The 12,677-nt window shown below is 56.7% G+C and carries 10 protein-coding genes (1 of these 10 running past the window's edge); 2 read left to right on the top strand and 8 right to left on the bottom strand.

From position 1 onward, the window contains the following. On the top strand, positions 1-295 hold the 3' portion of the coding sequence (locus AC2IAX_RS13995) for a DUF4079 domain-containing protein (RefSeq protein ID WP_494388025.1). 206 nt of this gene lie to the left of the window's left edge; only the last 295 of its 501 coding nucleotides appear in the window; the start codon falls outside the window, past its left edge; its stop codon occupies positions 293-295. Positions 296-485: 190 nt separating this feature from the next. Then, positions 486-2,843: a ComEC/Rec2 family competence protein gene (locus tag AC2IAX_RS13990; RefSeq protein ID WP_494388024.1), complete on the top strand. Its 2,358-nt coding sequence runs from the start codon at positions 486-488 to the stop codon at positions 2,841-2,843. Positions 2,844-2,897: 54 nt separating this feature from the next. Here AC2IAX_RS13990 and AC2IAX_RS13985 read toward each other — a convergent pair whose 3' ends face one another. From AC2IAX_RS13985 to AC2IAX_RS13950, 8 genes are all read right to left on the bottom strand, one after another. Beyond that, on the bottom strand, positions 2,898-3,584 hold the full coding sequence (locus AC2IAX_RS13985) for a lecithin retinol acyltransferase family protein (RefSeq protein ID WP_494388023.1): 687 nt from the start codon (positions 3,582-3,584) through the stop codon (positions 2,898-2,900). A gap of 660 nt (positions 3,585-4,244) precedes the next feature. Next, entirely contained in the window at positions 4,245-4,442 is a 198-nt protein-coding gene (locus AC2IAX_RS13980) for an NblA/ycf18 family protein (protein ID WP_099533531.1), read from the bottom strand. An 846-nt stretch (positions 4,443-5,288) separates the two neighbouring features. Continuing rightward, positions 5,289-6,191: a beta-carotene hydroxylase gene (gene crtR / locus AC2IAX_RS13975; protein ID WP_099533522.1), complete on the bottom strand. Its 903-nt coding sequence runs from the start codon at positions 6,189-6,191 to the stop codon at positions 5,289-5,291. Between the two features lie 317 nt (positions 6,192-6,508). Beyond that, complete coding sequence (locus AC2IAX_RS13970) at positions 6,509-7,516, bottom strand: 2-hydroxyacid dehydrogenase (protein ID WP_494388022.1); 1,008 nt, start codon at positions 7,514-7,516, stop codon at positions 6,509-6,511. Between the two features lie 150 nt (positions 7,517-7,666). Beyond that, on the bottom strand, positions 7,667-8,050 hold the full coding sequence (locus AC2IAX_RS13965; protein WP_393010546.1) for a RidA family protein: 384 nt from the start codon (positions 8,048-8,050) through the stop codon (positions 7,667-7,669). Positions 8,051-8,103: 53 nt separating this feature from the next. Next, entirely contained in the window at positions 8,104-9,324 is a 1,221-nt protein-coding gene (locus tag AC2IAX_RS13960; protein WP_494388021.1) for a tetratricopeptide repeat protein, read from the bottom strand. Between the two features lie 25 nt (positions 9,325-9,349). Then, positions 9,350-10,087 (bottom strand): Uma2 family endonuclease, encoded by a 738-nt coding sequence (locus tag AC2IAX_RS13955; RefSeq protein WP_494388020.1) that lies wholly within the window; start codon positions 10,085-10,087, stop codon positions 9,350-9,352. 89 nt (positions 10,088-10,176) lie between these two features. Then, entirely contained in the window at positions 10,177-12,420 is a 2,244-nt protein-coding gene (locus tag AC2IAX_RS13950) for a choice-of-anchor Q domain-containing protein (protein ID WP_494388019.1), read from the bottom strand. Positions 12,421-12,677 lie beyond the last annotated feature (257 nt).

Genomic DNA, 12,677 nt, shown 5'->3' with positions numbered 1-12,677 from the left:
GATGCTGACAAGCCATAAGCGTTTGGCACTTTGGATGACGACGTTTATGGCGATGGGTTACTCGGGCGGTTTGCTGTCGCTGATCATGCAGCAGAAACCGATTCTGGAAAGCCCCCATTTCTGGACGGGGACGCTGGTGCTGGGATTATTGGGTGCCAACGGTGCGATTTCCATGTCGAAGTTTGGGGGCGGTCAACCGGCATTGCGGACGGCCCATGCTTATTTGGGGTCGTTGGCGTTTGGTGTGATGGTGCTCCATGCAATTTTCGGCTTGCGGTTGGGCCTGTCGCTGTAAGCCATTGGCGATCGGGAGTGGGTTCGATGGCTAGTCTGAGCGCGGGTGCAGGGTGTTGGCGCGTTACAGACTGGCGCTTGGCCGAGTAAAGAATTGGGGCGATCGGGTGGCAGGATGTCTACTCGATCGCCCTTTTTAATCGCTTCCTGGTTTCAAAACGAGAATTTCACAACGAGGAGTTGAAGCAACGATGACGGGGCCGGCAATTTTGGGGTTGGCATTTGTGGCAGGATTGCTGGCTTGGGGACTGCCGGGTGGCGGGTTGTGGCTACTGGGTTTGGGGCTGGTGATGGCGGGGGTGCGATCGAGTGCGATCGCCCGGCGGTTGCCCTGGCTTGACCCGAGCTTGAAGCCCTTATTTTGGGTGGTGGCGGGTTGTGTGGGATTGATGGCCACGCTGTATTTGCAATGGCGGCTGCCACAGCCGGGCACGGATGACATTAGCCGCGCGATCGCCCGTTTGGAACAGACTGGCCAGGCGATCGAGCTGGCCACCGTTCGGGGTCAGGTGGACTCGGATTATCAGATCACCCAATCCGGTAAGGCCAGATTTTGGCTGCAATCCACGCAATTACTACAACTGCCAACGGCCACCGGCCCCGCCACCAACCCACCCCCTCAAAATTTGGCCCAGAGTGTCACGGGCCGAGTCTATGCAACGGTGCCTCTGCTCCAGGCAACGGGGCTGAAACCGGGTCAGATGGTGGAAGTGACGGGACGGTTATATCGACCGCAACGGCCCACCAACCCCGGCGGGTTTGACTTTGCTTGGTATTTGCAGCGGGAAGGTAGTTTTGCGGGGGTGGCCGGACAAACGGTTCAGACCATTGATGGGGCGGTGCAACCGGATTCCTGGTGGAGCCTCAGTGCCTTCAATCCCCAAATGGTACGTAAGCGCCTGGTGCAATCCCTGGTCAAGGTAATGGGATTTCCAGAGGGGGCATTTCTGGGGGCCTTGATCTTAGGTCGGCAGGCAGTGGACTTGCCCGCAGATCTACAGACGAATTTTGTGCGGGCTGGCCTGTCCCATGTGTTGGCTGCATCTGGTTTTCAGATTGTGGTGATTTTGGGGGTCTTTTTAGGGTTGATTCGGGCGCGTCCTTTGCCCCTGGTGGTGGCGATCGGGGGTGGCATTTTGCTTGGAATCTATGTTTGGCTGGCGGGGGCCAGCCCCTCCGTGCTGCGGGCAGGATTAATGGGTATAGCGGTTTTATGGGGGATGACTCAACAGCGCCAGGTCAATTCCTTAGGCGCATTGCTGGCGGTGGTGGTGGTGATGTTGTGCTGGAACCCGCTCTGGATTTGGGACTTGGGGTTTCAGTTTAGTGTGCTGGCCACTTTGGGGCTGGTGGTGTCGGCAACGGCGATCGCCCAGCGGTTAAGCTGGCTGCCGGAGTTTGCGTCGGAACCGATCGCCTCGGCCCTAGCGGCAACAATTTGGACGATTCCAGTGCAGCTATGGGCTTTTTATCAGATTTCTGTCTATGGGCCGATCGCCTCAGCCTTGACCAGTCTTTGGGTATCGGTGTTAACCGTGGCGGGGTTGATCGCAGCGGTGGCGATTGGCCTGTTGCCACCCCTGGGAAACTGGTTAGCCAGCGGCTTAGTTTATCCCGTGCGGGGATTGTTGACTTTTGGAGAATGGATTGCAGGCTGGCCAGGCAGTGCGATCGCCGTGGGAGCCATTTCGATCGGGCAGTTGTTGGCGTTATATCTCCTGCTGGTGGCCGTTTGGCAACTGCCCTGGTTCCAGCGAGCCAATCGTTGGGGCCTAGTGGCGATCGGGGCTTTAGTGGTGGCGATCGGGCCCGGCTGGTTGGCTCGCAGCGGGGAACTCACAGCCACCGTACTGGATGCAGGCAGCCAGCCAATGTTGGCCGTGCGGGATGGGGGACGCTTGTTGCTGGCGGGGGCCGGAGACTTGCCCATGGCCCAGTTCACGGTGTTGCCCTTTTTGCGCCAACAGGGCCTTAACCGCATTGAAGTTGGGGTGGTGATGAGCGATCGCCCCGATCGACGGCGGGGATGGTTGCGAATTTTGGAGCAACAACCGATCGCCAACCTATACGATCAACCGCTACAAACAGCCGCCTCCAACGTCGATCGAGCCATGGTCAGTGCTGCCCGAGTTCGCAACGGTCGCTACAGCAACCTGACAGCCGGTCAAACCTTTCGCATGGGCCGCGCCAACCTCACGGTCATTGACCCGATCGCCCCCGCCTTAACCTTGGAGTTGGGGAAAGAGCGCTGGTTTCTCCTGGGCAATTGTTCCGTCGCTCAACAAAAATTGCTCGCCCAAACGGGACAGTTGCGATCGGTCACGGGTCTTTGGTGGCCAGGTCAAGACCTCGCCCCGGAACTGGTGGCCGCTTTGCAACCCCGCTGGGCGATCGCCTCCACCCGTGAACTGGCCCCCACCGTTACGCCCCTCTTGCGATCACAACGGGCGCAACTCTACCAAACCGGCGAAGACGGAGCGATCACCTGGACGGCCCATCAAGGTTGGCGGGCCGCCCTAGACAGCACCCCCAGCGATCAACCGCTTTAGGCTTCAATGCTCAAGGCCCCAACACCCAAAAATTGAACGGGGGCACGCACGGGGTTATGAAATCTTTTTAGCGTTCCGTAGCAACGTTTCGGTCATTTCTGCCAACCGATCGAGATCCACCTTGAGGGCTTGGGCCCGCTCTTTGGCCGCCAACTTCCGAGCGATCGCCCGCCGCGCGACCGGCTCCTTCCCTTGCTGCATGGCTAACAACGCCACCTCGTGCCAATCCCGCAGCTCATCCACAGCCCGGTTGTATTGCGGTTGTAGGTTGTTCCAAACCGGCTTGATATCCGCCAAGGCGCGATCGAGAATTGCCTGCACCTGGGCCTGCTCATCTCCCGACTCCGTAGGCTGATGCAGCACCTGATCCACCCAATCAGGATCGGCTTTTTCCAGGAAAGGTAAAAAATCTTGTACTTGATGACTCACCGCCCGGCCCGTTTTGCACCAGGTGGCGAAATGCTCGCAATTATTCAGCAGCAGACTATATTTTGTTTCCCCTAACCGACTGGCCGCGCGCTGGATTGTCGCATCGGGCAAATAGCAAGTGGCATAGCGCTTCACGGTGACCGGCTGAGTGCTGGCAAATTCCAGCAGGGATGTGCGCGTCACCTTGGGTACTTCACCGCGCTTGGAGTAATGGATCACGGTTCCATCACCACAATCAATCCCGTGATGCTCATAGGCACTTTGCAACCCGGCCAGAGATCGCATCACATAAATTTGGTCGCCCCACGCCATGGGTCAAAATCCTCGCACCAAACCTCAAAACCAACCAACTTTCGACTGAATGGATCGCCACCGCTACAGTGATCGTGCTCATCGACAGTGATCAACGTAGCGATAGTGATCAACGTAGCGATCGAGAACAGTTACCATCGCCCCTTAGCCCCTTAGGGCCTGTCGTCGTTGAGCACGAAACCCTAGATCTGTCGTTAGCGGATCGCGGGAGACAAGGGACTGGGGACAAGGGGCTTAAGCCCCTTGTTACGACGATGAGGGGATGGAAGATCAAATGACGACACCCCCTAAGCCAAGAGGGGATTCGATCGAAATCGTATCCCCTCCAAGCTAGCGTTCTTTATGGACTTTCGGAATAACTTTCGGGTGCCGGGCCCGGTGTTCTTAGGAGGCAAACCATTCAACATGACATTGGGGGGGTGGTGTTCGGGAGCGTTTGAACCAGAGGGCTATGGGCAAGTCGGCGCACAGAGTCAGCAGCCAAGCTCAGCAATTCAATTCTCAGAACAGCGGCAACCCTTTGGACTTGGGTGGGAGAGCGTTACCCCAACACCCCCAGTTCGGTTCACCACAGGAACAAAGCGGGAGATGGAGGCAGCTCACACCGAGTCGATCGGGTTGAAGTTGAAACGGATGGGAACCGCTGCTTAGGGCGCTGGCTTAGGGCGCTTGGAAACGCTCACCGAGACCCCACTCGTGCTTCAGAAACTCCTTGTACATGGTTTCTTTGACGATCATTTGGCGATACAGCTCAACCAAGAATTGCTGGGCCTGCTCAAGGCTCATGTGGGCTACCTGACTTTCGAAGGAGCGGATGTTGAACTGCTGTTCGAGGCTCAATTCAAATGAATGATCCATGGTAGTCACCTCACTGGGTGTAGCGGTTGCGAAGTCCCGCGCGATCGCCGAGTTGTTGTGTCGTCGTAGGGATTCGGCTCGATCGCACCGCAGATGGTCGTTGGTTTCGGTCTTGATCCCCGTGGGTGGGGCAAAGTCAAGGTTGAATGACCTATCTGCTTTTTAGATTATGACATCTTGTAACGAGTGTTTGACAAAATGCATACAGTTTCACCTAAAGACTGATTGCATTTCCTCATGGTTCCCATCACGGTTGATAGCAATCCGGATGACTGGACACTTTTTCCCGATCGCCCTAGCAGGAAGCCAAAGCCTGTAACCGCGCGATGTTGGAGCGATTGGTTCCATTTTTCCCGATTGAAATCATCGATCGCGCAGGTCTGAAAACGGCTTCGGGAGACGAGGGCAAGGCAGCAGGGTGCTGCATCCGCAACCCAAGGCCACAACCCGATCACAGGGGGCGATCGGGGAAGTGCTAATGGTGTAGCGAATTTTTCCGAGGCAAAATGCTTGTGGCCAACAAAGAGCACGGAGCCAGAAACTGATGGGTTACACCAACCCATCCACCCAACAGCTCGGCCCCTGAGTCAGCCGCCGGGAACGATCGGGCCAAAAAGCAACCCCTGCCTGGTATTGACGACCACCAGGCAGGGGATTGATTAGCAACTTAGATTGAGCAATCGATCGGGAATTCGTCAGCAATCGATCGGGAATTCATCGGGATCAAATCGGCAAATTAGCGATCAATACCCGGGTTCCCTGACAAATCATCATGGGTTGTGCCTCATTTCAGCTTCCCGATCGCTCAGTACCGCCCAAATATTGCTCAATATTGCTCAATATCGCTCAGTGGCGATGGAAACGAATGCCCAAAAACACGTCATACATGAAATTCCAAAAATTTTTTTGATCTCCCAGAATGCCCAAGGTTTGCGGCGATCCTTTCTGATCCAACAACGGCTTCACCCGTTCATAAACCGTTTTGTAGTGATACCAGGGAATTGAGGGCCAAAGGTGGTGAATCAGGTGATAGTTTTGCCCCAAAATCAACCAATTCAGCAGAGCACTCGGATAGACCCGCGCATTTTTCCAGCGATTGCGCTCCTCAAACGGCCGATGCGGCAAATAGTCAAAAAACAGCCCCAGGGCCAACCCCACCACCAACGCGGGCGAGAACCAGAAATTCATCACATAGCCAATGAAATCCCAATGGATGCCGGCCCACACAATGCCCACCAGCACCATCCGACTCAGAAACCACTCCAGCAACTCATACTTACGCCAGAGCTTGCGTTGGAAGAAGAAAATTTCGTGATAGAAAAACCGGGGCGCAATCAACCACAGGGGCCCGCAGGTGGAAACGAAATGATCGGGGTCATTTTTGGGGTCGTTGACGTTGGCGTGATGTTGCAGGTGAACCCGCGTGAACACGGGAAAGGCAAACCCCAACATCAGGGCGCTGCTGTGGCCCAAGATGGCGTTGACGATCGGGTATTTGTGGGCGGCGTTGTGGGATGCGTCATGAATGACGGTTCCCGACAGGTGCATCGCCAGCACATTGGCACAAAAACAAATCCAGTCCGGCCAGTGCCATAGCCAATAGCCACAGACGGAGAGCACCACAATCGCGGTGGCGGCCACCATCATTAGCAGCGTGGGATTAAACAGTTCCTGGGGTGGGTCGAGATATTCTCGCGGAACGTGCTGCACTGCGGTCGTGGGCTGCTCGGGGGCCACCGCGATCGTCATGGTCGCTCCTTGGCTGAGAAACGTTATGGTTTGTTAAAAATACTTCTAAGAATGATACGGCAACAACCCGCAATCCTTTTTAACCAATTGTTGTATTTCTCTAAAGTCTTGTCTTTCAAGCCTGCAAAGTCCGGCAAGTTCTGGCCAACCGGTGCAGAGCGATGCTGATTGATCCGATTGCTCATCATGGGCCAAATCCATGAGGGCGCAGAGGACGCGCAACCGCACGCCCCTGATCAATTAACACTGAAGGCATTGACTGAGAAGGGCAGAAAAGAACCCGAGTCGTGATCGATAAGCCGTGATCTTACATTTTCCTAATCGGGAAGGCGCACCTCATTGGCGATCGGTTGGTGTTGCTCAAAGGCGGTGAGGTTTTCAATGGTGGTGCGAGCAATGTCCCCCAAGGCTTCGCGGGTAAAGAAGGCTTGGTGAGCGGTGATGATCACGTTTGGGAACGATTGCAGCAACTGGAAGGTATCGTCCTGAATCACGGTGTCGGACAGGTCACGAAAGAAGAGTTCGGCCTCTTGTTCATAAACATCAATGCCCAGATAGCCAATTTGACCCGATTTGATGCCTTCGATCGCGGCTTTGGTGTCCACTAGTTGGCCGCGACTGGTGTTGATTAGCATTACGCCGGGCTTCATCTGATTGATCGCCTGTTTGCTAATCAGATGGTGTGTGTCGTGGGTCAGAGGGCAATGGAGGGAAATGATATCTGATTGGGAAAACAGTTCCGGTAAGGAGACATAGCGGGCTGTCCCGATCGTTTCAAAGTGGGTGTTGGGGTAGACATCATAGCCCAGCACTTTGCAGCCAAATCCGGTCATGATCTGAGCCAAAATCACGCCAATTTTCCCGGTTCCCACAATCCCGACCGTTCGGCCATGAAGATCAAAGCCCAACAGGCCATTGAGGGAAAAATTATCGTCCCGCACACGGTTATAGGCTCGGTGTAGCTTGCGGTTGAGCGCTTGGATTAAGCCCACCACATGCTCAGCCACGGAGTAGGGAGAATAGACCGCGACACGAGCAACGGTGAGGCCACAGTCTTGGGCGGCACGCAGATCAACGTTGTTGTAGCCCGTGCAGCGAAGGGTGATCAGTTGTGTGCCGTTGTCGGCCAGAAGTTTGAGGGTTTCGGGCCCTCCGTCATCATTCACGAAAATGCAGGCGGCGGGAAATCCAGCGGCGAGGGCGGCGGTGTGGGCTTCGAGGCGAGTATCAAAGTAAACCAGTTCGTGGGGATGACCGGCGTTGGCGTTGGCGGCATCCAAAAATTGGCGATCGTAGGGTTCCGTGCTGAAAACGGCAACTTTCATAGATTTCCCCAAACTCTAAACGTCCCAAAACCCTTGAATCGGGCCTGTGGGCATGATGCCACGGAAATTTTGGGGATGGGCCGATCGCGCCGATGGCCTGCGATCGGCCCTGGTCCACTCCAGCCCCAGCCAGCAACCAAGATCGATCGCCTAGGACTGCTTGAGGGCGGTCACTTGGATTTCAATTTTCATAGCCGGGTCAGCCAACCCCGCCGAGATCATCGTGCAAGCGGGGCGCACTTCCCCGAAATACTGCTTCAGCACCGGCCAGCATTGGGGAAAATCCGCCGCATCCGGCAGGATATAGGTGACGCGCACCACATCCTTCAGCGAGGATTCGGCTTGTTGGAGAGCGGCTTCGATGTTTTTGAGGCACTGCTCGGTTTGCTCGGCCACGCTGTCGGAAATCGTCATGGTGTCATAGTTGAAGCCCGTCGTGCCCGACACGAAGACCCAGGGATCCTGGCGCACGGCGCGGCTATAGCCGATTTCTGCTTCAAAGGACGAGCCGGAGCTAATCAGTTGTCGAGCCATCTCGAAACATCCCTAGGAAATGATTTTTGAACCATGGGATAGGATAACCGACGCTAGCGGGGCCGACTGTTGACATATTCCCTTAATTTCTGGGCATCAGCAGAGTTGGGCCAGCGCTGAAGAACGATGTCTAGCTGGGCCCTGGCCTCGGCCCAACGATCTGACCAAACCAGGGCTTCGGCAATGCCCACTTCAGCCCGTTCCCGATCGGGATGGTCGGGCGGCAGTTGGGCCAGGGCAGCGCGGAAGGAGTCGATCGCCCGTTGCTGTTGTCCCCAAGTGAGATAATTTTTCCCCAGCTTCAGGTAAAAACCCGGCCCCTGGGGAGCGAGGGCCAGGGCCCGTTGATAGGCGCGATCGGCCTCGGCCGAGTCTCCTCGGGATTGGTATAAATCCCCCATCAGGTCTTCGACGATTGCCGCTTTGTCCGCTTCTCCCCAGGAATCGAGACCCGTGTGGGCATCCACCACCTGCCGCAGGGCGGCCCGGGCCACCGTTGGTTGATAGCGAATGGTGAGCAACGCGCCTAGGCGATAATGACCCCAAACCAAGTCCGGCTCTAATTTTAGGGCGGTTTGATAGGCTCGGATTGCACCTTCATAGTCCATCTGTCGCTCCAGAACCATGCCTAGCCCCAGGTGGGCTTGGGCAAAGTTGGGCCGCAGTTGCAGGGCGGTGCGATAGGCCTGGAGGGCGGCGGTCATTTGCCCAAGGCGATAGGAGTCGTAGGCTAGCTCAAACTGGGCACTGGCTGCGATCGAGGGTTCCGCTCGGGTGGGGCCGCTGTAGCCATTGCCCCGCAATCCAGAATCTGTGACCGGTTCCCCGAGGGGCGAAACCTGCCGTTCCAGGAATAAATCCAAGAAGCCATAGATCGGATCTCGCTCGATCGCTTGGTGGTAGTAATCCAAGGCGGCGGCGGGCTGTTCAGCCGTCAGGTGGGCCCGGGCGAGTTTGAACAGGGCGATTGTGACGGACACCTCGGCACTTTCTCCCAAGGCGCGGTAACCCGCCAAGGCCGTTTGATACCACTCGATCGCGGTTTCAGGATGCTGGGTGCAAAGCTGCCAATCACCCAGATTTTCGGCGGCTTCGGGAGGGAGGGTTTTGCTGCGATCGGGAGCCGGTTGCAGGTTTTGGCAATCAATCAAAACGGGCAAAACCGGTGGTTCGAGCGTTGGCGAAGGCATGGCCCGGGCGATCGGCTGGCCAGGGGCCGTCATCCCTAGCCACAGTCCCCACCCCGCTAGGCTGATTTTGATCGATCGCAGCATAGATGTTTGCTCCCTCTCCTGTGCTTTAGGGGTCGATCGTTTGGGGATCTAGCCCCAATTCCCGCAGTCGGGCCGCCAGGCGATCGGCTCGCTCCCGTTCCTGTTCGGCCTGCTGCTGGGCTTGCTCGGCCCGTTGGCGCTCCTGTGCGGCTTGTTGCTCGGCTTGTTCAGCCCGTTGGCGTTCTTCCAACAGGGTTGAAAACGGCTGGCCATCGGGCCACAACAGCGTCAGGGTTTCCTCATCCCACTGGAAGCGAATGCCCAGCCGGGGACTGACCCAATCATGGGGATCGTCAACTGGCTCAAAACTCCCCTCCGCCCCCCGCATCAAGATGCTCAGGTCGTTGCGATCGGGGTCATAGATGTAATATTCCTCCACGCCGTAGCGGTGATAGAACATCTGCTTTTTCATCATTTCGGTTAGGCGATTCCCCGGCGACAAAATTTCAAACACCACTTGCGGGGCGATGTTGTTTTCGCGCCATTGCATATAGGAACCCCGATCGCCCTTGGGTGCGCCAAACACCACCATCACATCGGGCGCTTGGCGAGTTTTGTTGTCGCCCTCGACGGGATACCAGAGCAAGTCGCCCGCTACAAATATTTGGGGGTCGTTGGCAAAGAGGGCGGCAAGGTTGCTGTGGATCGTTTGAATCCAAAGGAACTGTTTGGTGTTGTCTGCCATGGGTTGGCCGTCGCTGTCGGGATAGTCGATCGGTTTCGGCTGGATTATTCCCGGTGCGCTGGGGGTTTGGGCAATCATCGGTGGTTCCTCACGATCGCAATTGCTCCCATTATGGCAAGGGGCGATCGGCCGGGTCGGAATGGCCCGCGATCGCCCCTTGGATGGTGCTAAATGGTTCCGAAATCCGCCGGGTCAAACACCGCCGGACTCACACCCTGCACAAAGGCCAACACCTCACTGCCAAAGCGAATTTCTGCCCCGCCGCTGACCGTGGCAAAACTCAGGCCCCCAAAGGCCAAGGGAGCCGCCAGCAAAATTCTGTCCGTGCCGTCTTGGTAATCAGTAATCGTTTCCGTGCCCTTGCCGGAACCAATGATGAATCGATCGGATCCTGCGCCCCCCGTGAGGAGATCGTTGCCCAAATCGCCCGAGAGCAAATCGGCCCCGTCACCACCCACCAGGGTGTCATTGTCTTGCCCCCCAAAGAGGGAATCATCGCCCAAATCGCCCGAGAGCAAGTCTGCGCCGATGTTGCCAAAGAGGCTGTCGTTGTTTTGGCCGCCAAACAGGCTATCCGCATCACGGCCACCATACAGCTCGTCGTCACCGATGTTGCCAAAAAGCTGGTCGTTGCCCAGGTTGCCGAAGAGTCGATCGCGATCGCGCCCGCCAAACAGGAAATCCGCGCCATCACCGCCCAACAGGCTGTCATCACCCGCGTTCCCAAACAGGCTGTCATTGCCCGCATTCCCGAAAATATTGTCACTCCCGCTGAGGGCCACCACCCGATCGTTCCCGGCCAGGGCATCGGCAGAATCGGCATTATCCGTCAAGTTCACGTCATCATTGCCAGCGGTGAACTGACCGGCTGGGGGTGGAGTTGTACCACCGCCACCCCCGCCAAATTCCGTGGAGCCAATGTCGATCGCCCCATCGCGCGGCACACTGCGCTGATCCGTCGTCACGCCGGCCACGGCTTTTCCGGCATTAATGGCCGGGCTGCCCGCTTGCAGTAAATAGCCCAATTGCCCACCGCCAATGTCTTGCAGGGGCCCCAACTTGGGATCGACCACGATCGCGCTGCCGGTGATTTGTGGATCTTTGCCCCCGGGCAACGAGGCCGGAAATTGCAGGTTATTGCCCCCATCGGTCAGGGTGCGGTTGGTTTGGAACGATTCGCTAAAACTGTTGCCGGCCCGATTGTTCACAAACAAACTGTTCGTGACTTCCACGGAAGACGCATCGTTTTTGAAAATGCCGCCGCCAAAGCCGCTGGCGGTGTTGTTGGCCAAGGTGACATTAATTAGCTTGTTCGCCTGATTGTTGGCAAAGAAAATGCCGCCGCCAATCCCCCGCAGCGGATCGGGATTCACCGCTTTGTTATTCCCGATCGTGGTGTTGATGATTTGCACCGAAGCATCTTCGGCAATCCAAACCCCGCCGCCTTGGGTTTCAGCATTGTTATTGGCGATCGTGCTGTTGCGAATGATCGAATCGCCCACGGCCAAGCGCACACCGCCCCCCAGTCCATTTCCACCTGGATCGGCCACCACGGTGTTGTCAACAATGATTGAATTCTCAATCAGCGCCTTGTCTGGTCGGTAGGGATAGAGCGACAGCGCCCCCCCTTGGGCAGCAGCTCGGTTCGCCGAAAAGTAGCTGCTCCGAATGATCATCTGACCGCCCACCCCGTCGCCAAATTTGCTGGCCGCGTCAGCGTAGATGGCCCCACCTTGGCCCCAAAAGGCCGCGCCGCCTTTGCTGGAATCGTTGCCCACAAACCGGCTGTTTTCCACCAGCAGTTCGGTTTGGATTGTCCCGATCGCCCCGCCGTTGGTTCCTTTGTTGTTGGTGAATTCGCTGTTGCGCACCACCAGCGTTGTTTCGGCCCAGCTTTGTACTGCACCGGCCCCAAACTCCACGATCGAGCCGCTATTTTTTTGGCTGGCCCGGTTGTTGTCAAAGCGGCTGTTGGTGATTGTGCCCTTGCCTTGAAACTCCAAGGACACCGCACCGCCGGAGAAATTCTCCGCCTCGTTGTTGCGGAAGGTGACGTTATCGATCGTCAGGTTGACGCGAATGTCAGTGCCAATCCCCGCACCGGAAGTGCTGACGTTGGTGGCTCCTCGGGTGCGCCCATCGGCCACGGTCAGGTTGCGAAACGTGGCGGAACCGCCCTGCTTACTGACATAAAACACCCGGCTACTTTCATTGCCGCTAATCACCAACCCTGGCGCATTGGCTCCATCGATGATGATGTCTCGATCGACCAACAGTTGGCCACCAGTGAGGCGAATGGTTTGGTTGGCCAAATTGGGGGCGAAGGTGATGGTGTCGCCATTGGGGGCCGCTGCCAGGGCCGCACGCAAGGAGCCGGGGCCGCTATCGGCCAGGGAGGTAACGAGTGTCATAGATTTCCGGGAGAGACTTAATGAGGCCTGTTTTAGCAGACGCAACTTCCTGAATTCGAGTGCCGCCCCCTGTGCCACTTACCTCATAAGCACCCTGGATTTGAAAAACCGAATCTAAAAAGCCAAATCTAAAAAGCCCAAACCGATTTCTCCAAAACCAGTTCCTCAGTCATCTCATTGCTCAACCAATCCCAAATCAACAAAGACAAAAAGCTTTATCAATCAACCAAGACAAGGGGCTTAAGCCCCTTGCCCCA

Source organism: Limnothrix sp. HT2024 (assembly GCF_059138625.1).
Note: the sequence above shows the minus strand (reverse complement) of the source record. Positions and strands in the feature narration are given on the sequence as shown.